Genomic DNA, 24,888 nt, shown 5'->3' with positions numbered 1-24,888 from the left:
GAGGGACCGGATCAGCGGCCCGGGGTCACCGCCCGGTTCACAGACCGAGTTCGACCTCGAACTCGCCCGCCTCCAGGATCGCCTTGACCGCCGTCAGGTAACGGGCCGCGTCGGCGCCGTCCACCAGGCGGTGGTCGTAGGAGAGGGTCAGGTACGTCATGTCGCGGATGCCGATGACGGGACCGTCCTCGGTCTCCACGACGGCCGGACGCTTGACCGTGGCGCCGATGCCGAGGATCGCGACCTGGCCCGGCGGCACGATGATCGTGTCGAAGAGCGCGCCGCGCGAACCGGTGTTGGAGATGGTGAAGGTCGCGCCGGACAGCTCGTCCGGGGTGATCTTGCTGCCGCGGACCTTGCCCGCCAGCTCCGCCGTGGCCTTGGCGATACCGGCGAGGTTGAGGTCGCCGGCGTTCTTGATGACCGGGGTCATCAGGCCCTTCTCGGAGTCCACCGCGATACCGATGTTCTCGGTGTCGAAGTAGGTGATGGTCCCCTCGGCCTCGTTGATCTTGGCGTTGATCGGCGCGTGGGCCTTCAGCGCCTGGGCCGCGGCCTTGACGAAGAACGGCATCGGGGAGAGCTTGACGCCCTCGCGCGCCGCGAACGCGTCCTTGGCCCGGGCGCGCAGCTTCATCAGGCGGGTGACGTCGACCTCGACGACCGAGGACAGCTGGGCCTGCTCGTGCAGGGCCTTGACCATGTTGTCGCCGATGACCTTGCGGATCCGCGGCATCTTCACGGTCTGGCCGCGCAGCGGGGAGGCCTCCAGCGTGGGGGCCTTCTTCGCGGCGGGCGCTGCGGCAGCGGCGGCCGGGGCCGGAGCCGCGGCCTTCGCGGCCTCGGCGGCGGCGAGCACGTCCTGCTTGCGGATACGGCCGCCGACGCCGGTGCCCTTGACGGTGGACAGGTCGACGCCGTTCTCGGCGGCGAGCTTGCGCACCAGCGGGGTCACGTAGGCGCCGTCGTCCGAGGCCTGGGCCGCGGCCGGGGCCGGAGCGGCGGGCGCCTGCGGGGCCGGCGCGGGCGCCGGAGCAGGAGCAGGCGCCGGGGCGGCCGGGGCCGGAGCGGCCTGCTGCGGAGCCGGAGCCGGAGCGGCCGGGGCGGGAGCCGGGGTGGGCTCCGGGGCCGGGGCGGGCTCGGGCTGCGCCGGGGCGGCCGGGGCCTCCTGGGCGGGGGCGGCGGCCGGAGCGGCGCCGGCCTCGCCGATGACGGCGAGCTTCGCGCCGACCTCGGCGGTCTCGTCCTCGCCGACCACGATCTCCAGCAGGGTGCCGGACGCGGGGGCGGGGATCTCGGTGTCGACCTTGTCGGTGGACACCTCGAGCAGCGGCTCGTCGGCCTCGACGGTGTCGCCCACCGACTTCAGCCAGCGGGTGACGGTGCCCTCGGTGACGGACTCGCCGAGCGCCGGCAGGACCACGTCGGTGCCCTGCGCGGAACCGCCGCCGGCCGAGGCCTCGGCGGTGGGGGCGGGGGCCGGGGCGGCCTGCTCGGTGGACGGCTGGGCCTGCGGCTCCGGCTCGGGGGCCGGCGGGGCGGCCTGCTCGGCGGCCGGGGCCTCGGTGGCCGCGGGGGCGCCGCTGCCGTCGTCGATCAGGGCCAGCTCGGCGCCGACCTCGACCGTCTCGTCCTCGGCGACCTTGATGGAGGACAGCACGCCGGAGGCAGGGGCCGGGATCTCGGTGTCGACCTTGTCGGTCGACACCTCGAGCAGCGGCTCGTCGGCCTCGACGCGCTCGCCCTCGGCCTTCAGCCAGCGGGTGACAGTGCCCTCGGTGACGCTCTCGCCGAGCGCCGGAAGGGTTACGGAAACCGCCATGGTTTCGGTTGCTCCTTAGAAGTGCGGAAGTCTGTGTCGTCGCGCCCGGTGACCGATGGCTCAGTCGTGGGAGTGGAGGGGCTTGCCGGCCAGGGCCAGGTGGGCCTCGCCGAGCGCCTCGTTCTGCGTCGGGTGGGCGTGCACGAGCTGGGCCACCTCGGCCGGCAGCGCCTCCCAGTTGTAGATCAGCTGGGCCTCGCCGACCTGCTCGCCCATACGGTCGCCGACCATGTGGACGCCGACCACCGCACCGTCCTTGACCTGGACGAGCTTGATCTCGCCCGCGGTCTTCAGGATCTTGCTCTTGCCGTTGCCCGCGAGGTTGTACTTCAGGGCGACGACCTTGTCCGCACCGTAGATCTCCTTGGCCTTGGCCTCGGTGATGCCGACGGAGGCGACCTCGGGGTGGCAGTACGTCACCCGCGGGACGCCGTCGTAGTCGATCGGGACGGTCTTCAGACCGGCCAGACGCTCGGCCACCAGGATGCCCTCGGCGAAGCCGACGTGTGCGAGCTGGAGGGTCGGCACCAGGTCGCCGACGGCGGAGATCGTCGGGACGTTGGTGCGCATGTACTCGTCGACCAGGACGTAGCCGCGGTCCATGGCGACCCCGGCCTCCTCGTAGCCCAGGCCCTGCGAGACCGGGCCGCGGCCGACGGCGACGAGCAGGACCTCGGCCTCGAACGTCTTGCCGTCCGCCAGGGTGACCTTGACGCCGTCCTGGGTGTACTCGGCCTTCTCGAAGAAGGTGCCCAGGTTGAACTTGATGCCGCGCTTGCGGAAGGCACGCTCGAGCAGCTTCGAGCTGTTCTCGTCCTCGACCGGGACGAGGTGCTTCATGCCCTCGATGACGGTGACGTCGGTGCCGAAGGACTTCCACGCGGACGCGAACTCGACCCCGATGACGCCGCCGCCCAGGACGATCGCGGACTTGGGCACGCGGTCCAGGACCAGGGCGTGGTCGGAGGAGATGATCCGGTCGCCGTCGATCTCCAGGCCCGGCAGCGACTTCGGCACGGAGCCGGTCGCCAGCAGGACGTGGCGGCCCTGGACGCGCTGGCCGTTCACGTCGACGGAGGTGGGGGAGGACAGCCGGCCCTCACCCTCGATGTAGGTGATCTTGCGGGAGGCGATCAGCCCCTGAAGGCCCTTGTACAGTCCGGCGATCACGTCGTCCTTGTACTTGTGGACGGCCGCGATGTCGATGCCCTCGAAGGTGGCCTTCACACCGAACTGCTCGCTCTCGCGGGCCTGGTCGGCGATCTCACCCGCGTGCAGCAGGGCCTTGGTGGGGATGCATCCGTTGTGCAGGCAGGTACCGCCGACCTTGCCCTTCTCGATCAGGGCGACGTCCAGGCCCAGCTGCGCCCCGCGCAGGGCCGCGGCGTACCCACCGCTGCCACCGCCGAGGATCACTAGGTCGAAAACGGTGCTGGCGTCGTTCGCCACGTCACGTCCTCCATGCATGTGCGCCACGCCGGTCTCCAGTGACCGGTCGGCGGCTGGTGTCCGGCCGCTCTATGTTCTCGGCCCTTGTGTGGGGCCCTGTCCTGCCGAGCCCTATCCTCGCACTTGTCGGGGCCGTACGAGACGCCGGGCCGTGGTGTGAGACGTCCCACTCCCCGGTGACGGGGCCCCGTCGCACCCGCGTACGAGGCCCGTCACCCGGGGTCGCGTCAGCTCAGCTCGCCCGCCGCGGCACGCTCCGCGAGCCGCACCAGGGTCCGCACCGCGGAACCGGTGCCGCCCTTCGGGGTGTAGCCGAAGGGGCCGCCCTCGTTGAAGGCGGGGCCGGCGATGTCGAGGTGGGCCCAGGTGATGCCCTCGCCGACGAACTCGCGCAGGAACAGGCCGGCGACCAGGCCGCCGCCCATCCGCTCGCCCATGTTGGCGATGTCCGCCGTCGACGACTCCATGCCCTTGCGCAGGTGCTCCGGCAGCGGCATCGGCCAGGCCGGCTCGCCCGCCTCCTCGGCGGCCTCCTGCACCACGGCGCGGAAGCCCTCGTCGTTGGCCATGATGCCGAAGGTGCGGCTGCCCAGCGCCAGCACCATGGCGCCGGTCAGCGTCGCCACGTCCACGATGGCGTCCGGCTTCTCCTGCGAGGCCGCCCACAGCGCGTCCGCCAGGACCAGCCGGCCCTCGGCGTCGGTGTTGAGCACCTCGACGGTCTTGCCGCTGTACATGCGCAGCACGTCGCCCGGGCGGGTCGCCGAGCCGGACGGCATGTTCTCGGCGAGCGCGAGCCAGCCGGTGACGTTGACCTCGAGCCCCAGGCGCGCGGCGGCGACGACCGCGGCGAACACGGCGGCGGCGCCGCTCATGTCGCACTTCATCGTCTCGTTGTGGCCGGCCGGCTTCAGCGAGATGCCGCCCGAGTCGTAGGTGATGCCCTTGCCGACCAGCGCGATGTGCTTCTTCGCCTTGGACGAGGTGTACGACAGCTTCACCAGGCGCGGGCCGGACGCGGAGCCGGCGCCGACCCCGAGGATGCCGCCGTAGCCGCCCTTGAGGAGGGCCTTCTCGTCGAGCACCTGCACCTTGATGCCGTGCTCCTTCGCCGCCGTCTGCGCGACCGCGGCGAACGCCTCGGGGTTGAGGTCGTTCGGCGGGGTGTTGATCAGGTCGCGGGCGCGGTTGAGCTCCTCGGACACGGCGACGGCGCGCTCGACGGCCGCCTTGTACGCCTTGTCGCGGGGCTTGCCGCCGAGCAGCGCGGCCTCGCCGAGCGGGGCCCTGCCGTTCTTGCCGTTCTTCGCGTCGCCCTGGTCCTTGTAGGCGTCGAAGGAGTACGCGCCGAGCAGCACGCCCTCGGCGACCGCGCCGGCGTCGGCGGCGTCCGTCAGGGGCAGCGCGAACGCGGCCTTCTTCGCGCCGGAGAGGGCGCGGGCGGCGGCGCCGGCCGCCTTGCGCAGCGCCTCGGCCGCGTAGCCGGAGTCCTCCTGGGGCTGGGCGCCGAGGCCCACCGCGAGAACGAGCGGGGCCTTGAAGCCGGCCGGCGCGGGGAGCTTGGTCACCTCGCCCTCGGCACCGGACGCGCCGAGGGTCTCCAGGACACCGGCCAGGTTGCCGTCGTACGCCTGGTCCACGGCCTCGGCGCCCGGAGCGACGACGGGTCCTCCGGGCTTGGACGCGGAGCCCTTGGCGACACCGATCACGATCGCGTCGGCGCGCAGGCCGGCGACCGCGGCGGTGCTGAGAGTCAGAGCAGTCACGGTGGTGAATTCTCGCTTCCGATGTGAAGTTGCAGTGGCCGAAGGGTGTGGGTCGACCGGGCCCGGCAGCCGACCCTAATCGTGACGTCCGGGTGCGATCCCGGCGGGGGCGCCCCCGGTGCGGCGAACACTCGGCCCCGAGCCTACGCGCGTGTGCGCCCGCACTCATGGCCGGTGCACGCACGTCCCGGCGCGGCGGGTGCCCCGGGACGGCCCGTCGACGCCCGCGCGATCATGGGGGTGACGTCGTGCCGCACGGGTGCGGCGGCCATGAGGTGGGGGAGCGTCCGGTGAGAAGAGCGTGCGTGCTCGTCGTCCTGCTGGCCCTGGTGCTGACGGGGTGTTCCGGAGGCTCCGGCGGCGCGGCGCCGGAGCCGACGCCGGAGCGGTCGGGGGAGTGGTGGCGGCCGCGCCCAGGTCTGGGCTGGCAGTGGCAGCTCACCGGCCGCCTGGACACCTCCGTCGACGTCCCCGTGTACGACATCGACGGCTTCCACCACTCGAAGGAGACCGTCGACGCGCTGCACCGTGACGGCCGCAAGGTCGTCTGCTACCTGTCCACCGGGGCCTGGGAGGACTTCCGCCCGGACGCGGACGGCTTCCCGAGGTCGGTGATAGGCCGGGGCAACGGCTGGGAGGGCGAGCGCTGGCTCGACATCCGCCGCACCGACGTCCTGGAGCCGCTGATGGCCGAACGTCTCGACATGTGCCGCGACAAGGGCTTCGACGCGGTCGAGCCCGACAACATGGACGGCTACCGCAACCGCACCGGCTTCCCGCTCACGGCCGCCGACCAGCTCCGTTACAACAGGCTGATCGCCCGGCTGGCGCACGAACGCGGCATGGCCGTCGGCCTGAAGAACGACCTGGACCAGATCCCGGAGCTGGTCGGCGACTTCGACTTCGCGGTCAACGAGCAGTGCGCCCAGTACGGCGAGTGCGAGCGGCTCACCCCGTTCGTGGAGGCGGGCAAGGCCGTCTTCCACGCCGAGTACGAGCTGCCCACCGCCCGCTTCTGCGCCGACTCCCGCCGGCTCGGGCTGAGTTCGCTGCTCAAGAGGTACTCACTCGACGCGTGGCGGCGAACCTGCTGAGCTCCACGGACGCCACCGAGGTCCCGGCGACCCGGTCGGCGAGGGACCGCCGCCGCCCGCCCAGCACCGGCAGCGCGTTCAGCAGGAACAGCGCCACAGCGACCAGCCACACCAGCACCGACAGCACGATCTCGCCCTCGACCAGCAGCACGCACGCCACCGCGTACACGGCGATGTCGGTGGCCGTGGTCACCGCCGCGCGCAGCGCCGCCCGGCGGGGCGTGCGCGGCATGACCTTCAGCCCGGTCAGGGCCTTGCCGGCGGTCCGCCCCGCGAGGGCGAGGCACGCCCACTGGTAGAGGAAGGCGGCGACCACCAGCAGCCCGAACGCCTGCTGCACGTACCCGACCGACCTGTCCCACAGCGACGTGCCGAGTCCGGCGGACGCGTCCAGCACGTCCCCGCGCGAGGTGAGCAGGTCGAAGCCGCCGCGCGCGGCCAGTTCGGGCACGTCGGTCACCAGTGCGGATATCCGGTTGAAGGTGAGCACCGCCAGCAGCGAGGCCAGCGTCACCACCAGTGCGAAGTCGATCAACCACGCCGTGGCACGACGAAATGCCGACATCAACGTCCCCCGTCAGTCTGCCGATCCGACCCCACAGGGTAGTGGCGGGGCGGAAGGGGTCCACAGGGGTCGCGAAGACCGTCTCAGCCCAGTGACATGACGACGAGCGCGGTCGTCGCCGCCGTCTCCGCGGCCCCGCCGAAGATGTCGCCGGTCACCCCGCCGAACCGCCGCACGCAGCGCCGCAGCAGCAGTTCGGCCGCCCCGGCCGCCACCACCACCGCCAGCCCGGCGCGCACCGCGTCGTACGCCCCCAGCGCCGCACCCGCGCCCGCGAGCAGTCCTGCCGCCAGCAGCGCGACCGCCGCGGCACCCCGCGCCGGCACCGCGCCCGCGACCGCCGCGCCCAGCCCTTCCGGCCGGGCGGCCGGCACACCGGTGCGCGCGGCCAGGGTGAGGGCGACCCGCCCCGCGACCGCCGACACCACAACAGCCAGCGCGCCCCGCGCCCAGGAACCGCCGTACGCCTGCGCCAGCGCGGCGACCTGCGCCAGCAGCACGAGCACCAGCGTGAGCACCCCGAACGGTCCGACGTCCGACTGCTTCATGATCCGCAGCGCGTCCTCGGCGGGCTTGCCGCTGCCCAGACCGTCCGCGGTGTCGGCCAGCCCGTCCAGGTGCAGCCCTCGCGTCAGCGCGGCCGGCACGGCGACGGAGGCCACGGCGGCGAGAGGCGCCCCCGCCCCGAGGGCCAGCAGCGCCAGTCCCGTCGCGGCGGCGAGCACGCCCACCACCAGACCGACGACGGGCGCGCAGAGCATGCCCGCCCTTGCGGCCGGACGGTCCCAGCGGGTCAGCCCGGCCGGGAGCACGGTGAGGGTGCCGAAGGCGAAGCGGAGGCCGTCGGCGGGGGAGGCGGAGGCCGCGGGGGACGCGGGGGAGGGCTCGGGCACCGGCGCAGATTACCCGGCGGTCACCAGGGCGCCGGGTGGGACCGTGAATAAAGTACGCATATGGGACAGTGGCTGGAGCGGAACATCATCGAGCCGGGCAAGCTCCCGCTGCTCCTCGCCCTGGCCGCGTTCGTCCTCACCTTCGTGATCACCCGGATCATCACGCGTCTGATCCGGGCCGGCAAAGGCCCCTTCGGCAACGTCACCGCGGGCTCGGTGCACATCCACCACGTGGTGCCCGGCGTCATCCTCACCGTCGTCGGCGGATTCGGCGCGGTGGCGAGCGGGGGGCGGGGCTTCGGCGCGTACTTCAGCGCGGTGCTGTTCGGCGTCGGCGCGGGGCTCGTCCTCGACGAGTTCGCGCTGATCCTCCACCTGGACGACGTGTACTGGTCCGAGGCCGGACGCAAGAGCGTGGAGATGGTGGTGCTCACGGCGGCGCTGGTCGGCCTGCTGCTGGCCGGGTTCGCGCCGTTCGGCGTCAACGACCTGTCCCGGCAGGAACTCCAGAACCGCGCGGGCGCGCTGACCGGCGTCGGGGTGAACTTCGCCTTCGCGCTGATCGCGCTGAGCAAGGGGAAGGTACGGCTCGCGGCCTTCGGGGTGATCGTCCCGGTGGTGGCGCTCGTCGGCTCCCTGCGGCTGGCCCGGCCGGGGTCGCCGTGGGCCAGACGCTTCTACCGCCACCGGCACCGGGCGCGGGCGAAAGCGCTGCTGCGGGCCTACCGCCACGACCGCCGGTGGTCCCGCCCGGCACGGGCGATCCAGGACTGGCTGGGCGGCAAACCGGACCGCCCCTGAACAGGGGCGCGGGGAACTGCGCGACCGGTGGCGAAGCCAACTCCCCCTGGAAACGCGGGAAGGGCCATCACCCCTCAGGGGCGCGGGGAACTGCGCGAAGGGGGTCCGGGGGCGAAGCCCCCGAGGGTGTGACGGCCCCCCCGGGGCCTCAGGGCACCGTGAGTCCACTCCCGTTCGCGCAGTTCCCCGCGCCCCTCGAGGGCGCCGACCTCACGCCTCTTCGACAAGCTCCCGCCGGACCGGCAACTCCGCCGCCAGCGCCCCCGCCGCCTGCACCAACGGCAACGCCAGCAACGCCCCCGCACCTTCCCCCACCGAAACCCCCTGCGGCAGCACCGGCTCGAGCGCCATCCGGTCCAGCGCCTTCGCCTGCCCCGGCTCCCCACTCGCGTGCGACGCCAGCCACCAGTCCGGCGCCCGGAACGCCACCCGCTGCGCCACCAGCGCGCACGCCGCCGTCACCACCCCGTCCAGCAGCACCGGCACCTTCCGCACCGCGCTCTGCAGCAGGAACCCGGTCATCGCGGTCAGGTCCGCCCCGCCCACCGTCGCCAGCAGCCGCAGCTGATCCCCCAGCACCGGCCGCGCCCGGCGCAACGCGTCCCGGATCGCCGCACACTTGCGCATCCACGCCAGGTCGTCGATCGGCAGGCCGCCGCGCCCGGTCACCACCGACGCGTCCGTCCCGCACAACGCGGCGACCAGCGTGCCCGCCGCGGTCGTGCCGCCGACGCTGACGTCGCCCAGCACCACCAGGTCCGTGCCGGAATCGGCCTCCTCGTCCGCCACGGCCATCCCCGCGCGGAACGCCGCCTCGGCCTCCTCCGGGGTCAGAGCGTCCTCGACGTCGATGCTCCCGCTGCCGCGCCGCACCCGGTGGCGTACGACGTCCTCGGGCAGCGACGCCGGGTCGCAGTCCAGCGCCATGTCGACCACCCGCACCGGCACGTCCAGCCGGCGCGCCAGCACCGAGACCGGCCGGCCTCCCTCCAGCACGTCCCGCACCAGCTCCACGGCGGTGCCCGCCGGACGCGCGGAGACCTCCCGCCCGGCGATCCCGTGGTCGCCCGCGAACAGCACCACCCGCGGCCGCTCCACCGGCCGCACCGGTACCGAGGACTGCGCCGCGGCCAGCCACTCACCCAGGTCGTCCAGGCGGCCCAGCGACCCGGGCGGCACCACCAGACGGGCCCGGTGCTCCTCCGCGTCGCGGCGCACCCCGCCGTCCGGACGCTCGATCAGATCGGTGAAGTCGTCGAGATTAAGCGAGCTCATTCGCCGAACAGTACCGGCCTCAGTCGAACACGCCGGAGTGCCGGTCGTCCCCGCGTTCGCGCCCTCACCCCCACCACGCCACCCCGGCGGTGATCCACCCCGTGAGGGCCTCCCGTACGTAACGTTTTGCTCGGGAATGCCGGAGATCCCTCCGTCCGTCCCCGACCGTCCCCGCACGTCGCGCCACCCGCGTGCCGTACGACCTCACGCCGGGAGCCGCCCATGTCCGCCACCGCCCCCGACACCGCGTTCCCCGCCCCGCACGGCTCGGCCCGCGTGCACGAACCGCGCCGCCCCGACTGCCCCTGGTGCGGCTCCGCGCGGCTGCGCACCCGGCTGAGAACGGGCGACCTGCGCCGGCACCGGCCCGGGCTGTTCACCGTCGACGAGTGCCGGGACTGCGGCCACACCTTCCAGAACCCCCGGCTCACCCCCGAAGGCCTGGCCTTCTACCGGCGGGCGGTGCGCGGCGCCCCCCGCGACCCCGCCACCGAACGGGTCCTCGCCCTGCACGCCGTACGCCACCGCCGCCGCGCCACGGCCCGCGCGATGCTGCCGTACGGCGAACCGGAGAGCTGGCTGGACGTCGGCACCGGGCGCGCCCGGTTCCCGGACACCGCGCGGGAGTTCTTCCCCTACACCGCGTTCGACGGCACCGACCTCACTCCGCGCGTCGAGCAGGCCCGCGAGCTCGGCCGGATCGAGGAGGCGTACGTGGGGCCGCTCACCGACCCCGGGGTGCTGGCCCGGCTGGCCGGCCGCTACGACGTGGTCAGCCTGCTGCACCACCTCGAGCGCACCACCGACCCGCGCGCCGAACTCCACGCCGCCCTCGACGCCCTGCGCCCCGGCGGACATCTGCTGATCGAGGCGCTCGACCCCCGCTGCGCGTACGCCGCCCTGTTCGGCCGCTGGTGGCTGCCCTACGACCAGCCCCGCCGGCTGCACCTGCTGCCCCGCCGCAACCTCCGCGAGGAACTGCAGGCGCGGGGCTGCGAGATCGTCACCGCCGGCCACCGCGCCGCCCACGTCCCGCACGACCTCGCGGGCCTCGCCGCCCTCGCCCTCTCCCACGCCCTGCCCGCCCCGGACACGCCCTGGCGGGCGATCCCGCCCTCCCCGGCCGAGCGACGCGTGCGTACGGCCCTCCTCCACGCGGGCACCCCCCTGGTCGTCGCGGCGGCGGCGGTGGACCTGGCACTGTCCCCCCTGGCCCGCCACACCCCGCTCGCCAACACCTACCGCCTGATCGCCCGCAAACCGAAGCGGTGACGCCGGGGCGTCGCGCCGCCTCCCGCGGCCCCGACGCCCCCTATCGCCTCACCCCCGCCCAGGCCGCGTTCCGCCCGTGCGCCGGTCCTGGGCAGGAGCCCTCGGCGGGGTGCGCCGCCCGCGGCCGTGGTGGGCGGTGCCGACGCCCCGCTCGCGGGCGACGGCACGGCCACGGCGCGCGGCCGGCGAGGCGCGGACACGGCGGGAGCGCACCGAGGCCACCGGGGGCGGCCCGCCGCAGCCCGACAGCCCTCGCACGGGCGCCCCGGCGGCCTGAGCCGGCCCGGTCGCCCCGGCCGTCGCTCCGCGGTCCGAGCGCGCCGACGGGCCGCGCCGATGACCGGGGGCGCGAGCCTGGGGCCATGGGCTCCGGATGAGCGCCGCCGGGTGCCGGCGAGCCGATGGTGCCAGGGCCGGCCGCCCGTCGCCGTCTCAGCCCCGCAGCACCAGCGCCTGACCCGCCACCACCAGCAGCACCTGGTCGCACTCCGCCGCGAACGCCGCGTTGAGACGGCCCAGTTCGTCGCGGTAGCGGCGGCCCGACGCGGTGGCGGGGACGATCCCGGAGCCGACCTCGTTGGAGACCGCGACCACCGTGCGGCGGGTCTCGCGGACCGCTTCGGTGAGGGCCCGCACGCGGTCGCGCAGGGCGCGCTCGCCGCCGTCCGCCCACTCCGCGTCGTCCCAGGCGCCCACCGCGTCCATCGCGTCCGTCAGCCACAGCGAGAGGCAGTCGACGAGGAGCGGCGGGCCGTCGTCCTTCAGCAGGGGCACCAGGTCGCAGGTCTCCACGGTGCGCCAGGACCCCGGCCGCCGCTCCTGGTGCGTGGTGACCCGCGCCGCCCACTCCGTGTCGCCGTTGCGCGAGCCGCCGGTCGCCACGTACAGCACCTCGGGGAAGGATTCCAGGCGCCGTTCCGCCTCCACCGACTTCCCCGACCGCGCCCCGCCCAGCACCAGCGTGCGGCGAGGCACGTCGGGCACGTCCTCGTACGCGCCGACCTCCAGCGTCGTCCCGTCCGGCACGGCCCGCGCCCCCGCAGCCGCGAGCCGGCGCCGTACCTCGGCGCCCGGCGGCACGTCGTGGTCCAGGTGCACGGCGATCACATCCGTGGTCGGCGCCACCGCGCCCGTCTCCCGCAGCCGGGCCAGCGCGTCCGGGCGCCCCACGACGTCCAGCACCACCATCGCGTACGGCTCGGCGGGCGCCTCCAGACCGGCCGGGGCGCCGCCCGGGGGCAGGTACAGCAGCCGCTGCCCGTCAGGGCCGGTCACCGCGTACCCGGTGCCGGGCGCGTCCAGCGCCACCGCCCGGACCCGATGTCCCGTCAGCAGCGCCAGCTCACGCCCGTCCGGCACCCGCCCCGGCTGCGGCAGCCCGGCCGGCACCTCCACCGCGGGCCCGTCGTGCGGGTGCGACAGCAGCACCTGGCGCACCCCGCCCAGCGAACGTCCCGCACGGGCCGCCGCGAAGGCCGCGCCGGGGGTCAGGTCGAGCAGCAGCGCGCCGTCCACCAGCAGCGACGTCGCCGCCCGCGCGTCCGGTCCGAGCGCGCACGCGCACGCCGCGCAGGGACAGTCGGGGCGGGGCAGTCCCGCCGGGGCGCCGGTGCCGAGCAGAGTCAGTTCCACGCCCCGATTCTCACCTTTCCCCACAGCCGATGCCCGTCCGACTACGCTCTTGGTCAGGAGCCGGACCAAGATCCGGCTTCTGCTGTGCAGTGAGCTCACACGCTTGGGAGGCGTACATGGCGGCATGGACGTGGCGGTTCGAGAAGGCCGACGGGACGCAGGTCGAGCCCGCGGTGGCGCCTGAGGAGTTCACCACGCAGGGGGACGCCGAGTCCTGGATCGGGGAGAACTGGAAGGCACTCCTGGAGGGCGGCGCCGACCAGGTGCGGCTGCTGGAGGACGACACCGAGATCTACGGCCCGATGAGCCTGCACGCGGACGAGGCCGCGGCGGCGGAGAGCGAAAGCGCCGGCGAAGGCGCCTGAGCGGACGGCGCGGGGGCCGGTGGCACCGGGACCGAGGTCCCCACGGCAGGCGTTCTCCGGGGCTGAGCCCTCAGCCCCGGACCCCGCACAGGTGCAGCAGCGCCGCGACCCCCCGGTACGGGTCCGTCCGCCCGGCCCGGTCCTCGACGGCGAGCACCGCGTCCAGATCGTCCGGCAGCACCGCGTCGTCCGCCGCCGTGTCCGTGAAGACCCGCACGCCGTACCAGGTGTGCAGCGGCGCCCCGATCCCCGCGAGCGTCGACGTCAGCCGCTTCAGCCCGTACGACGTCGTAGGCGGGCAGAACGCCGCCAGCGCCCCCGCCCAGTCGCCGGACAGACCCGCGCGCATCGCCGCCGCGTCGCCGTTGCGCACGAGAAGCGACAGCATCCCGCCGGGCGCCAGCATCCGCGCCACCCCCGCGAGCAGCGCGTCCGGCTCCTCCACGTCGTCCATGAGCACGCCATGACAGAGCACGACGTCGAAACTGCCCGGCAGGAAGTGCACACCGGTGTCCCCGGCCTGCCCCTCGATGATCCGCATCCGCTCCCGGATGCCCTCGGGCTCCCCGGCGAACGCCTCCCGGGCCGCCGAGATCGACGCGGCGTCGTGCTCGACGCCCGTCACCTGATGGCCGGCCCGGGCCAGCCGCAGCGCCTGCACGCCCCGGCCCATGCCCACGTCGAGCACCCGCAGCCGCTTCCCCACCGGGAAGCGCGCGACTATCTGCTCCTCGAGCTGGCGGGCCACCAGCTCCTCACGGACGACGTCACGCAGCCCGCCGGGCCCGCCGAGCGGACCCGGCGCCGTCGTGCCGTGCGCGAACGGGGTGGTGCTCAGGGCCGCTCCCCGCGCTTCACCTGAGGCTTGGGCAGCCGCAGCCGGCGCATCTGGAGCGTGCGCATCAGCGCGTAGGCGACCGCGCCGCGGCGGTTCTCGTCCGGGAAGCGCTCGGCGAGCGTCTTCTTCAGGCGGACGCCCGTCACGACCGAGTCGAGCACGATCATCACGATGACGACCAGCCACAGCAGCAGCGCGATGTTCTGCAGCTGCGCCACCTGGACCATGCTGAGCACGAGGATGACCACGGCCATCGGCAGGAACCACTCGGCGATGTGGAAACGCGAGTCCACGAAGTCACGTGCGAACCGGCGCACGGGACCCTTGTCGCGCGCGGGCAGGTACCGCTCGTCGCCGCTGGCCAGCGCCTGGCGCTGACGCTCCAGTGCGGCACGGCGCTCCTCGCGCTGACGCTTGGAGGCCTCCTTGCGCGACATCGTCGTGTTGGCCACGCTGCGGCGCTGCGACTGGGCCGCGCTGCGCTTGGGCGTGGGGCGGCCCTTGGGGGCCTCGGGGTGACGGGGCTGATTGGAGTCGGTCACCGTCGCCTTGTCGGCGCCCGGTGCCTTCTCTTCCTTGGCACGGCTTCGGAACACAAAACCCAAGGGTACGGGGTGGCCGGGGTTGGACCACAGCCCTGCGGGGAACGATCCGGCAACACCGGACGTCTCTCCTAGGACAGATGGGGACGTAGCGGGGGCCTCCGGGACGGCCGTCGGCCGCCACCCCGGGAGCCACCTACTCCCTACGCCGGATCAGGAGGGTACTCAGTCGTCCTTGGGGATGAGCGCATCCGTCCCCGAACAGTGCGGTAATGGATGCAGGGCCCGTACTGTGGGTTCTGAGGCAGTCACTGGAGCTGGAGTCCGTCAGAAGGGGGCGCGCGAAGCCCATGAGCGGTGTCATGAAGCGTATGGGGATGATCTTCCGCGCGAAGGCGAACAAGGCCCTTGACCGGGCCGAGGACCCGCGCGAGACCCTCGATTACTCGTACCAGAAGCAGCTGGAGCTGCTCCAGAAGGTCCGCAGGGGCGTCGCCGACGTGGCGACCAGCCGCAAGCGCCTGGAGCTCCAGCTCAACCAGCTCCAGTCCCAGTCGGGCAAGCTGGAGGACCAGGGCCGAAAGGCGCTCGCGCTCGGCCGTGAGGACCTGGCGCGCGAGGCTCTCTCCCGCCGCTCCGCGCTGCAGCAGCAGGTGACCGACCTGGAGACGCAGCACGCCACGCTCCAGGGCGAGGAGGAGAAGCTGACGCTGGCCGCGCAGCGCCTCCAGGCCAAGGTGGACGCCTTCCGCACCAAGAAGGAGACCATCAAGGCCACCTACACCGCCGCCCAGGCGCAGACCCGGATCGGCGAGGCCTTCTCCGGCATCTCCGAGGAGATGGGCGACGTCGGCCTGGCCATCCAGCGGGCCGAGGACAAGACCGCCCAGCTCCAGGCGCGGGCCGGCGCCATCGACGAGCTGCTCGCCTCCGGGGCCCTCGACGACCAGTCCGGCATGCACAAGGACGACATCCAGGCCGAGCTGGACCGCCTCTCCGGGGGCACGGACGTGGAGCTCGAACTGCAGCGCATGAAGGCCGAGCTGGCCGGAGGCTCCTCCGGCGACCGGCAGGCCATCGAGGGCGGCCAGGGCCAGGCGCAGCCGCAGGCCCAGCAGCAGCCGCAGGACACCCCGCGCTTCGACAAGCAGTAGCCCACGCCGAGGAGGGCGACATGATCGTACGGATCATGGGGGAGGGGCAGCTGACGCTGGAGGAGAGCAGGCTGCCCGAGCTGAACAAGCTGGACGAGGAACTGCTCGCCGAGATGGAGAACGGCGACGGGCCCGGCTTCCGCACCACGCTCCAGGCACTGCTCGACAAGGTGCACGAGCTGGGCGAGCCGCTGCCGGACGACTCCCTGGAGCCGTCCGACCTCATCCTCCCGTCCCCCGACGCCACCCTCGAGGAGGTCCGCGGCCTCCTCACCGACGACGGCCTCATCCCGGGGACCTGAGACGTCCCCGGGACCGACCGGGTCCGCCGTCAGCGACAAGGCAGTCCGCAGAGAGGGGGGAGCCGGGGCCGCGCCGCACGGGCGTCCGCCCCGGTCACCGCAACCAGCCGTGAGCACCCTGACACGCGCCCGCTGCCGGGCGCGGGCCCACCCGGCCGCCGTGGACACGGTGCTGGCCGTCGGCGTCCTGCTGTGCATGGTCGCCGGGTCCTTCGTCGAACCGCACGACCCCGACGGGGTCAGCTGGGGGCTGCGCACCCCCGACCCGCTCAGCCTGGTCCTGATGACGCTCGGCGCCGCCGCGCTCGTCTTCCGCCGCCGCGCCCCGCGGACGGTGCTCGGCGTCACGGGCGGCCTCTCCGTCGTCGAGTCCGTCACCGGCGACCCGCGCACCCCCGTCGCCATGTGCGCGGTGATCGCCCTCTACACCGTCGCCGCCTCCACCGACCGCCCCACCACCTGGCGGCTCGGCCTGCTCACCATGACCGTCCTCACCGGCGCCGCGATGGCCGCGGGGCCCCTGCCCTGGTACGCCCAGGAGAACCTGGCGATCCTCGCCTGGACCGGCATCGGCGCCACCGCCGGAGACGCCGTCCGCAGCCGCCGCGCCTTCGTCCAGGCCATCCGCGAGCGGGCCGAACGCGCCGAACGCACCCGCGAGGAGGAGGCCCGTCGCCGCGTCGCCGAGGAGCGGCTGCGCATCGCCCGCGACCTGCACGACGTGGTCGCCCACCACATCGCCCTGGTCAACGTGCAGGCCGGGGTCGCCGCCCACGTCATGGACAAACGCCCCGACCAGGCCAAGGAGGCCCTCGCCCACGTCCGTGAGGCCAGCCGCCACGCGCTCGGCGAACTGCGCGCCACCGTCGGCCTGCTGCGGCAGTCCGGCGACCCGGAGGCGCCCACCGAGCCCGCACCGGGACTCGACCGCCTCGACGAACTCGCCGCCACGTTCCGCAACGCCGGACTCCGGGTCGAGGTCGCCCGCGCCGACCAGGGCACCGAACTGCCCGCGGCCGTCGACCTGGCCGCGTACCGGATCATCCAGGAGGCACTGACCAACGTGCAGAAGCACGCCGGGACCGGCGCGCGCGCCGAGGTCAGCGTCGTACGCGTCGGACCGCACATCGAGGTCACCGTGCTCGACGACGGCAACGACGACGGACATCACCCCGCGCCCGGCGGCGGGCACGGACTGCTCGGCATGCGCGAACGCGTCACCGCCCTGCGCGGCACCCTGACCACCGGCCCCCGCTACGGGGGCGGCTTCCGCGTGCATGCGATCCTTCCCGTCGAGCCCCGCACCTCCGCCGCCCCCGGCGGCCGCCCGTGACCGACGCCCCGCTGGAGCCCGCATGACGATCCGCGTCCTGCTCGCCGACGACCAGGCCCTGCTGCGCAGCGCCTTCCGCGTCCTCGTCGACTCCGAGCCGGACATGGAGGTCGTCGGCGAGGCGTCCGACGGCGCCGAGGCCGTCCGGCTGGCGCGCGAACACCGCCCCGACGTGGTCCTCATGGACATCCGCATGCCCGGCACCGACGGGCTCGCCGCCACCCGTGAGATCAGCGCCGACCCCGCGCTCGACGGGGTGCGGGTGGTCATACTGACGACGTTCGAGGTCGACGACTACGTGGTGCAGTCGCTGCGGGCCGGCGCGTCCGGCTTCCTGGGCAAGGGCTCCGAGCCCGACGAGATGCTGGGCGCCGTCCGTATCGCCGCCGGGGGAGAGGCGCTGCTGTCCCCGCAGGCCACCAAGGGCCTGATCGCCCGGTTCCTCGCCCAGGACGGCCCGCCCGGCCCCGACGGCGACCCCGAGCGCGCCGAGCGGCTCGACTCGCTCACCGTGCGGGAGCGGGAGGTGCTGGTCCAGGTCGCGGGCGGCCACTCCAACGACGAGATCGCCGAGCGCCTCGAGGTCAGCCCGCTCACCGTGAAGACCCACGTCAACCGCGCCATGGCCAAGCTGGGCGCCCGCGACCGGGCCCAGCTCGTGGTCATCGCCTACGAGTCCGGCCTGGTCCGTCCGAGGACGGACCAGGCGTAGCGGGGAGTACTGCGGCGGGAGTAGGCGCCGTGTGAAGAATCGGACCTCGGGACCACGGATCGGCCCCGGGCCATGGCCCAGGGTGTAGAGCGGGCCGCCCACTGTGCGCGCGCCCGTCTGCCGGACCTTCGCCGCTCGACGGAAAAGAGACCCTGACCCATGTCCTGGCTGTCCAGATTCAGCCTCGCGCAACGGGCGCTGATCGGACTGATGTCGATCATCGCGCTCGTCTTCGGGGCGATCGCGATACCCCAGCTCAAGCAGCAGCTCCTGCCCACCATCGAACTGCCCATGGTCTCCGTGATCGCCCCCTACCAGGGCGCCTCCCCGGACGTGGTGGAGAAGCAGGTCGTCGAACCCATCGAGGACAGCCTGGAGGCCGTCGACGGCATCTCCGGCGTCACCTCGAAGGCGAGCGAGGGCAACGCCGTGATCATGGCGTCCTTCGACTACGGCAACAACTCCCAGCAGCTCGTCGCCGACGTGCAGCAGGCCGTCAACCGGGCCGGCGCCCGCCTGCCGTCCGGGGTGGACCCGCAGGTCGTCGCCGGATCCACGGACGACCTCCCGGCCGTGGTCCTCGCCGTCACCTCCGACAAGGACCAGCAGGCGCTCGCCGACCAGCTGGACCGCACGGTGGTGCCCGCGCTGAAGGGCATCGAGGGCGTCGGCCAGGTCCTGGTGGACGGCGTGCGCGACGTCCAGGTCACCGTCGTCCCCGACGAGGCGAAGCTCGCCAGGGCGGGCCTGACCGGCGCTTCCGTCGCGCAGGCCCTGCAGGCGGGCGGTGCCACCGTCCCGGCGGGCTCCTTCGACGAGAACGGCGCCAACCGCACCGTCCAGGTCGGCGGCGGTTTCACCTCCGTGCGCCAGATCCAGGACCTGATGGTCACGGCGGGCCCCGGCGAGGGCAAGCCGGTCCGCCTGGGCGACGTCGCCACCGTCCGGCAGGAGGAGGCGGCCTCCGACTCCCTCACCCGGACCAACGGCAGGCCCAGCCTCGCCGTCATGGCCACCATGGACCACGACGGCAGCGCGGTCGCCATCTCCGAGGCCGTCGAGAAGAAGCTGCCCGGACTGCGCGAGGACCTCGGCAAGGGCGCCACCCTCACCGTCGTCGCCGACCAGGGCCCCGCGGTCTCCAAGGCCATCGACGGCCTCACCACCGAAGGCGCGCTCGGCCTGCTCTTCGCCGTGCTGGTGATCCTGGTCTTCCTCGCGTCGGTCCGTTCCACCCTCGTCACCGCCGTGTCCATCCCGCTGTCGGTGGTGCTCGCGCTGATCGTGCTGTGGACCCGCGACCTGTCCCTCAACATGCTGACCCTGGGCGGCCTGACCATCGCCATCGGCCGGGTCGTCGACGACTCCATCGTCGTCCTGGAGAACATCAAACGGCACCTCGGCTACGGCGAGGAACGCCAGGCCGCGATCATGAACGCGGTGCGAGAGGTGGCCGGCGCGGTCACCTCCGCCACCCTCACCACCGTCGCCGTGTTCCTGCCGATCGGCCTGGTCGGCGGCATGGTGGGCGAGCTGTTCGGCTCCTTCAGCCTCACCGTCACCGCCGCGCTGCTGGCGTCCCTGCTGGTGTCGCTGACGGTCGTCCCGGTGCTGTCGTACTGGTTCCTGCGGCCGCCGAAGGGCACCCCGGAGGACGCCGAGGAGGCCCGTCGGCTGGCGGAGGAGAAGGAGGCCAGGAGCCGCCTGCAGCGCGCGTACGTGCCGGTGCTGCGGTTCGCCACCCGGCGTCGGCTGGCCAGCGTCGCCATCGCCGTCGTCGTGCTGCTCGCCACCCTCGCGATGGCCCCGCTGCTGAAGACCAACTTCTTCGACGCGGGGGAGCAGCAGGTCCTCTCGGTCCAGCAGAAGCTGAAGCCGGGCACCAGCCTGGCCGCCACCGACGCCCAGGTGAAGAAGGTCGAGAAGCTGCTCGCCGGCACCGAGGGCGTCGAGGACTACCAGGTGACCATCGGTTCGTCAGGCTTCATGGCGGCCTTCGGCGGCGGCACCGACACCAACCAGGCGAGCTACCAGGTCATGCTGGAGGACTCCGCGTCCTCCGACGACGTGCGGGACGGCATCGAGAAGGGGCTGGCGGAGCTCGACGGCATCGGCACCGCCAAGGTGGCGGCCGGTGACGGTTTCGGCAGCCAGGACCTCAGCGTGACCGTCAAGGCGGCCGACGCGCAGGTGCTGCGCAAGGCGACCGAGCAGGTCCGCGACGCGGTGGCCTCGCTGGACGACGTCACCGACGTCACCAGCGACCTGGCGCAGAGCGTGCCCCGCATCTCGGTCACGCCGAACGACAAGGCGGCCGCGGCCGGTTTCGACGCCCAGACCCTCGGGATGGCCGTCGCCCAGTCGGTGAAGGGCACCCCGGCCGCCAAGGCGGTCCTCGACGACACCGAGCGGGAAATCGTGATCCGCTCGGCGCGGCCCGCCACCACCGTGGAGCAGCTGCTTACTCTGCCCCTCGGCCCGGTGAAGCTGGGTGACATCGCCACCGTCCGGCAGGTCGACGGCCCGGTCTCCATGACCCGGATCGACGGCCAGCGCGCGGCCACCGTCACCGCCCGCCCGCTCGACGAGAACACGGGCGCCGTGGGCACGGCCCTGCAGAAGAAGCTCGACGAGCTGACGCTGCCCGCCGGCGCCACGGCCGAGATCGGCGGTGTGACCGCGGACCAGGACGAGGCCTTCGTCAACCTGGGCCTGGCCATGCTGGCCGCCATCGCCATCGTGTTCATGCTGCTGGTCGGCGCCTTCCGTTCGCTGGCCCAGCCGCTGATCCTGCTGGTGTCCGTGCCGTTCGCGGCGACCGGTGCGCTCGGCCTGCTGCTGATCACCGGCACCCCGATGGGCGTCCCCGCGATGATCGGCATGCTGATGCTGATCGGCATCGTGGTCACCAACGCGATCGTGCTCATCGACCTGATCAACCAGTACCGCGCGCAGGGGCACGGCATCATCGAGGCCGTGATCGAGGGCGGCCGCCACCGTCTGCGCCCGATCCTCATGACGGCCCTGGCGACGATCTTCGCCCTGCTCCCGATGGCGCTCGGCGTCACCGGCGAGGGCGGCTTCATCGCCCAGCCGCTCGCGGTCGTGGTGATCGGCGGCCTGATCACGTCGACCCTGCTCACCCTGCTCCTGGTCCCGACGCTCTACGCGATGCTGGAGCTCCGCAAGGAGCGCCGGGCGAAGAAGCGCGCGGAGAAGCGGGCCGGCAAGGCGGGCCTGCCCGAGCAGCCGGCGCCCGCGCCGGACGCCTCCTCCGACGAGACGCGGCCCGCGTCCGTCTGACCGCGTGACCCGTGACGGCCGGGCCCGAACCGGAACAACCGGTTCGGGCCCGGCCGTCGCCGTCCCGCCGTTACATATGCTGGGGCCTCGAACTGGCTCACGGGGGAGGGGCTCGGGGTGCCGCTGCGCAAGGACGACCCGAAGTCGGTCGGTGGATACCGGCTGCTGGACCGGCTCGGCGCCGGCGGCATGGGGGCCGTCTACCGGGGCAGATCGCGGTCCGGCCGCGAGGTCGCCGTGAAGGTGGTGCACGCCCAGTACGCCGAGGACCCCGTCTTCCGGACCCGTTTCCGCCGGGAGATCGCCGCTGTCCGCAAGGTGAGCGGCGTCTTCACCGCCCCTGTCGTGGACGCCGACCCGGACGCCGAACGCCCCTGGATGGCGACCCAGTACGTGCCCGGTCCCTCGCTCGCCGCGCGGATCCGCGACGAGGGCCCGCTGAACCGCACCGAGCTGCGACGGCTGGCGCTCGGCCTGGTGGAGGCGCTGCGGGACATCCATCGCGCCGGGGTCGTCCACCGCGATCTCAAGCCCGCCAACGTGCTGATGGCCCCCGACGGCCCCCGCGTCATCGACTTCGGCATCTCGCGCGCGGCCGAGAACCACAACACCCTCACCGAGACCGGCCAGATGATCGGCACCCCGCCGTTCATGTCCCCGGAGCAGCTGACCGACGCCCGCTCGGTGGGCCCCGCCTCCGACGTGTTCTCCCTGGGCGCCCTGATCGTCTTCGCCGCCACCGGCCGCGGCCCCTTCGACGCGGACAGCCCTTATCTGACGGCCTACCGGGTGGTCCACGACGACCCGGTCCTGGACGACGTGCCGGACCAGCTGCGCCCGGTCCTGGAGCGCTGCCTGGCCAAGGACCCCGGTGAGCGGCCTGAACCGGGCTCCCTGGCAACCGGGTTCATGGCCGCGCTGCCGGAGAGCGGCGACGAGGAGAGCGCCACGGTCCGGCTGCGCACCGGCGAGCTGGCCACCGTACGGACACAGCCCGCCGGAGCCCCCGACACCGGCTCCGACGCCCTGTCCGCCTCGGAGCCGCCCGCCCGCAGGGGCCGTGCCCGCAGACTGTGGGCCGTGGCCGGGACCGCCGTCGCGCTCGCCCTCGGGCTGACGGCCTACGTCCTCTCCGGCCCCGGGGACGACGGCCGCCGGAAGGGCACGGACGTCGCCGCGTCCTCGCGGTGGGCCGCCCCGCCGGACGGCTGGCGGCCGTGGCAGACGACGGTGGAGGCGACAGCGGCGAGCGGGGTACGACGGGCGTCCGACGTGGCCGGGCTGGGCGGCTTCTCCGCCCCGCAGTGTGCGGCTGACGGGAACGCCGTGTTCTGCGCGGGGGACGGGACACTGCCCCTGCGGATCGACGCGTTCACCGGGCGGGTCGTCTGGCGCGCCGACGGGGTGCCCTCCGCCCTGGGCGAAGGCGAGTTCGCCTTCTCCGTACTCGGGGTCGCGGACGGCACGGTGGTGGTCGAGCAGCAGTACCTCCCCAGCCAGGACGGAGAGATCCGGACCTCGGTCAGCGCCCTCGACGCGCGCACCGGGAAGCGCCTGTGGCACCGCGGCCTGAACGCCAGTCAGGCCCGCGCTCACCTCCACGGCGACCTCGTGGTCGCCCCGGACGACGACAACGGCCGGTCGCTCGTCGCCCGCTCGGCACGTACCGGCGCCGAGCATTGGACGGCCGCGCTGCCGGAAGGGCAGTACTGCGAATGGGCGGGCTCCCGCGCCGACGCCCTCCTGCTGTGCGGGCCGGGCCAGGCGCCCGCGAAGAGCCGGGTGCTCCTGGCCCTGGACGGAACCGACGGCACGGCGCACACCGCCGAGGTGCCCTACGACTCCGAGCTCCTCGGATCGCTCGGCGGGCGCGTCCTCCTGCTCGACCGGTCCGAGGACGAGAGGGACGCGTACACGCGCATCCGGCTGGTCGACATCACCACGGGCCGCTCCACCACGACCCGGCTCGCGCACGAGCTCGAAGGAGACGTGACGCTCGCGAACGGCGTCCTGTGGTGCACCTCGTCCTCCGGCCGGCTCACCGCCGTGTCGGCCCGGACCGGCGCACGGCTGTGGACCACCCGGACCAGCCTGGAGCAGCCCTCCGGCGTCACCCACGACCCGCGTGCCCGGACGGTCCACCTCTCCACCGCCAGCGGCCGGGTCGCCGCCCTCGACGCCACGAAGGGCACCCTGCTGTGGGAGACCCTGCCGCGTGCCCGGCGGGCGGTGAACGTGGGCCGGGAGTCGTCACAGGTGCTGCTGAACGACGGCGCCCTGGTCGTCACCACGTACGAGGGCGGTCTGTTCACGCTCGACCCCGCCCACCCCGACCGGGAGCCCGTGCCGGGGTGAGGGCGGGGCGGCGGCCGGCTACGGCAGGGCCAGCATGCGCTCCAGGGCGAGCTTGGCGAACGCCTCCGTCTCCTTGTCCACCTCGATGCGGTTGACCAGGTTGCCCTCGGCGAGGGACTCCAGGGCCCACACCAGGTGGGGGAGGTCGATGCGGTTCATCGTGGAGCAGAAGCAGACCGTGCGGTCGAGGAACACGATCTCCTTGTCCTCGGACGCGAAACGGTTCGCCAGGCGCCGGACGAGGTTCAGCTCGGTGCCGATGGCCCACTTGGAGCCGGCCGGGGCGGCCTCCAGCGTCTTGATGATGTACTCGGTCGAGCCGACGTAGTCGGCCGCGGCCACGACCTCGTGGCGGCACTCGGGGTGCACCAGGACGTTGACGCCCGGGATGCGCTCACGGACCTCGTTCACCGAGTCCAGGCTGAAGCGGCCGTGCACCGAGCAGTGGCCGCGCCACAGGATCATCTTCGCGGCGCGCAGCTCCTCGGCGGTCAGGCCGCCGTTCGGCTTGTGCGGGTTGTAGACGACGCAGTCCTCCAGCGACATGCCCATGTCCCGCACCGCCGTGTTGCGGCCCAGGTGCTGGTCGGGGAGGAAGAGGACCTTCTCGCCCTGCTCGAACGCCCAGTCCAGGGCGCGCTTCGCGTTGGACGAGGTGCATATCGTGCCGCCGTGCTTGCCGGTGAAGGCCTTGATGTCGGCGGAGGAGTTCATGTACGAGACGGGGACGACCTGCTCGGCGATCCCGGCATCGGTCAGCACGTCCCAGCACTCGGCGACCTGCTCGGCGGTGGCCATGTCCGCCATGGAGCAGCCGGCCGCGAGGTCGGGGAGGACCACCTTCTGGTCGTCGCCGGTGAGGATGTCGGCGGACTCGGCCATGAAGTGCACACCGCAGAACACGATGTACTCGGCCTGGGGACGCGCGGCGGCGTCCCGCGCCAGCTTGAAGGAGTCGCCCGTGACGTCGGCGAACTGGATGACCTCGTCACGCTGGTAGTGGTGGCCGAGGACGAAGACCTTGTCCCCGAGCTTCTCCTTGGCCGCGCGGGCGCGCTCCACCAGGTCCGGGTCGGACGGGGAGGGGAGGTCGCCGGGGCATTCCACACCGCGCTCGCTCCTCGGGTCGGCCTCGCGGCCGAGGAGCAGCAGGGCGAGAGGCGTCGGCTGGACGTCGAGCTCCGGGGTCTGGGCGGTGGTCACGACACGCACCCTTTCTGTTCTGGCGACTTCTCGTCGATTTGACGCTATCTATCATAACCGGTTCACGTCACTTTGACGATGGCCATAGCGTCCATGTGACGTGAATCCCGGCGGCCGCTCGTACATCCCCACGGGCCCCCGCAAGCGACGGTTTCCGCTCCGCACCGCGTGTGCGAGCATGAAGAGCGAGGCGAGGAAATCACGCGCCCGGC

Annotated in this window: 20 protein-coding genes; 10 read left to right on the top strand and 10 right to left on the bottom strand. The window is 73.5% G+C overall.

Features of this window, described 5'->3' with window-relative positions:
* Positions 1-37: 37 nt before the first annotated feature.
* The 3 genes from sucB to ACF1AG_RS01205 form a co-directional block, all read right to left on the bottom strand.
* Positions 38-1,822 carry a 2-oxoglutarate dehydrogenase, E2 component, dihydrolipoamide succinyltransferase gene (sucB, locus tag ACF1AG_RS01215; protein WP_359747624.1) on the bottom strand — a complete coding sequence of 595 codons (1,785 nt, stop codon included), beginning with the start codon at positions 1,820-1,822 and terminating at the stop codon, positions 38-40.
* Between the two features lie 60 nt (positions 1,823-1,882).
* Positions 1,883-3,271 carry a dihydrolipoyl dehydrogenase gene (lpdA, locus tag ACF1AG_RS01210; RefSeq protein WP_019522037.1) on the bottom strand — a complete coding sequence of 463 codons (1,389 nt, stop codon included), beginning with the start codon at positions 3,269-3,271 and terminating at the stop codon, positions 1,883-1,885.
* Between the two features lie 227 nt (positions 3,272-3,498).
* Complete coding sequence (locus ACF1AG_RS01205) at positions 3,499-5,037, bottom strand: leucyl aminopeptidase (RefSeq protein ID WP_359605318.1); 1,539 nt, start codon at positions 5,035-5,037, stop codon at positions 3,499-3,501.
* A gap of 290 nt (positions 5,038-5,327) precedes the next feature.
* Here ACF1AG_RS01205 and ACF1AG_RS01200 point away from each other — a divergent pair, with 290 nt between their 5' ends.
* Positions 5,328-6,131, top strand: a complete 804-nt coding sequence (locus ACF1AG_RS01200) for an endo alpha-1,4 polygalactosaminidase (RefSeq protein ID WP_359605316.1) — start codon at positions 5,328-5,330, stop codon at positions 6,129-6,131.
* Here the strand turns inward: ACF1AG_RS01200 and ACF1AG_RS01195 are convergent.
* Both ACF1AG_RS01195 and ACF1AG_RS01190 read right to left on the bottom strand, forming a co-directional pair.
* A complete protein-coding gene (locus ACF1AG_RS01195; RefSeq protein WP_359605314.1) occupies positions 6,091-6,696 on the bottom strand; it encodes an RDD family protein in 606 nt (201 codons plus the stop codon). The genes ACF1AG_RS01200 and ACF1AG_RS01195 overlap by 41 nt on opposite strands.
* 83 nt (positions 6,697-6,779) lie before the next feature.
* Positions 6,780-7,589: an adenosylcobinamide-GDP ribazoletransferase gene (locus tag ACF1AG_RS01190; protein ID WP_359605313.1), complete on the bottom strand. Its 810-nt coding sequence runs from the start codon at positions 7,587-7,589 to the stop codon at positions 6,780-6,782.
* Between the two features lie 60 nt (positions 7,590-7,649).
* On the opposite strand from ACF1AG_RS01190, the gene ACF1AG_RS01185 reads away from it, so the two are divergent.
* The gene (locus ACF1AG_RS01185) at positions 7,650-8,390 is read left to right on the top strand and encodes a hypothetical protein (protein ID WP_359605311.1); all 741 of its coding nucleotides are present in this window, start codon (positions 7,650-7,652) and stop codon (positions 8,388-8,390) included.
* A gap of 210 nt (positions 8,391-8,600) precedes the next feature.
* Here ACF1AG_RS01185 and cobT read toward each other — a convergent pair whose 3' ends face one another.
* Positions 8,601-9,665 (bottom strand): nicotinate-nucleotide--dimethylbenzimidazole phosphoribosyltransferase, encoded by a 1,065-nt coding sequence (gene cobT / locus ACF1AG_RS01180; RefSeq protein ID WP_359605309.1) that lies wholly within the window; start codon positions 9,663-9,665, stop codon positions 8,601-8,603.
* Positions 9,666-9,887: 222 nt separating this feature from the next.
* On the opposite strand from cobT, the gene ACF1AG_RS01175 reads away from it, so the two are divergent.
* Positions 9,888-10,937 carry a class I SAM-dependent methyltransferase gene (locus ACF1AG_RS01175; protein WP_359605307.1) on the top strand — a complete coding sequence of 350 codons (1,050 nt, stop codon included), beginning with the start codon at positions 9,888-9,890 and terminating at the stop codon, positions 10,935-10,937.
* A gap of 432 nt (positions 10,938-11,369) precedes the next feature.
* Here the strand turns inward: ACF1AG_RS01175 and ACF1AG_RS01170 are convergent, their stop codons facing one another.
* The gene (locus ACF1AG_RS01170; RefSeq protein ID WP_359605305.1) at positions 11,370-12,569 is read right to left on the bottom strand and encodes a bifunctional adenosylcobinamide kinase/adenosylcobinamide-phosphate guanylyltransferase; all 1,200 of its coding nucleotides are present in this window, start codon (positions 12,567-12,569) and stop codon (positions 11,370-11,372) included.
* A 116-nt stretch (positions 12,570-12,685) separates the two neighbouring features.
* Between ACF1AG_RS01170 and ACF1AG_RS01165 the strand changes: the two genes are divergently transcribed.
* Positions 12,686-12,934: a hypothetical protein gene (locus ACF1AG_RS01165; protein ID WP_359605303.1), complete on the top strand. Its 249-nt coding sequence runs from the start codon at positions 12,686-12,688 to the stop codon at positions 12,932-12,934.
* Between the two features lie 70 nt (positions 12,935-13,004).
* Here the strand turns inward: ACF1AG_RS01165 and ACF1AG_RS01160 are convergent, their stop codons facing one another.
* Together ACF1AG_RS01160 and ACF1AG_RS01155 are read right to left on the bottom strand one after the other, a co-directional pair.
* Entirely contained in the window at positions 13,005-13,682 is a 678-nt protein-coding gene (locus tag ACF1AG_RS01160; RefSeq protein WP_359605302.1) for a methyltransferase domain-containing protein, read from the bottom strand.
* Between the two features lie 86 nt (positions 13,683-13,768).
* A complete protein-coding gene (locus ACF1AG_RS01155; protein ID WP_359605300.1) occupies positions 13,769-14,368 on the bottom strand; it encodes a DUF3043 domain-containing protein in 600 nt (199 codons plus the stop codon).
* A 308-nt stretch (positions 14,369-14,676) separates the two neighbouring features.
* On the opposite strand from ACF1AG_RS01155, the gene ACF1AG_RS01150 reads away from it, so the two are divergent.
* The 6 genes from ACF1AG_RS01150 (at position 14,677) to ACF1AG_RS01125 (ending at position 23,473) form a co-directional block, all read left to right on the top strand.
* Positions 14,677-15,468, top strand: coding sequence for a PspA/IM30 family protein (locus tag ACF1AG_RS01150; protein WP_359605298.1), 792 nt, complete (start codon positions 14,677-14,679; stop codon positions 15,466-15,468).
* A 20-nt stretch (positions 15,469-15,488) separates the two neighbouring features.
* Positions 15,489-15,770: a hypothetical protein gene (locus tag ACF1AG_RS01145; protein WP_359605296.1), complete on the top strand. Its 282-nt coding sequence runs from the start codon at positions 15,489-15,491 to the stop codon at positions 15,768-15,770.
* Positions 15,771-15,879: 109 nt separating this feature from the next.
* The gene (locus tag ACF1AG_RS01140; protein WP_359605294.1) at positions 15,880-17,103 is read left to right on the top strand and encodes a histidine kinase; all 1,224 of its coding nucleotides are present in this window, start codon (positions 15,880-15,882) and stop codon (positions 17,101-17,103) included.
* Positions 17,104-17,125: 22 nt separating this feature from the next.
* The gene (locus ACF1AG_RS01135) at positions 17,126-17,815 is read left to right on the top strand and encodes a response regulator transcription factor (protein ID WP_359605292.1); all 690 of its coding nucleotides are present in this window, start codon (positions 17,126-17,128) and stop codon (positions 17,813-17,815) included.
* Between the two features lie 159 nt (positions 17,816-17,974).
* Complete coding sequence (locus ACF1AG_RS01130) at positions 17,975-21,118, top strand: efflux RND transporter permease subunit (protein WP_391809165.1); 3,144 nt, start codon at positions 17,975-17,977, stop codon at positions 21,116-21,118.
* A 117-nt stretch (positions 21,119-21,235) separates the two neighbouring features.
* Positions 21,236-23,473 (top strand): serine/threonine-protein kinase, encoded by a 2,238-nt coding sequence (locus ACF1AG_RS01125; protein WP_359607920.1) that lies wholly within the window; start codon positions 21,236-21,238, stop codon positions 23,471-23,473.
* Positions 23,474-23,491: 18 nt separating this feature from the next.
* On the opposite strand, the gene nadA is transcribed toward ACF1AG_RS01125, so the two are convergent.
* Positions 23,492-24,676 (bottom strand): quinolinate synthase NadA, encoded by a 1,185-nt coding sequence (gene nadA / locus ACF1AG_RS01120; protein ID WP_359607922.1) that lies wholly within the window; start codon positions 24,674-24,676, stop codon positions 23,492-23,494.
* Positions 24,677-24,888: the final 212 nt, after the last annotated feature.

It is taken from the genome of Streptomyces sp. NPDC014764, from assembly GCF_043082785.1.
Lineage (GTDB): Bacteria > Actinomycetota > Actinomycetes > Streptomycetales > Streptomycetaceae > Streptomyces > Streptomyces althioticus.
Note: the sequence above shows the minus strand (reverse complement) of the source record. Positions and strands in the feature narration are given on the sequence as shown.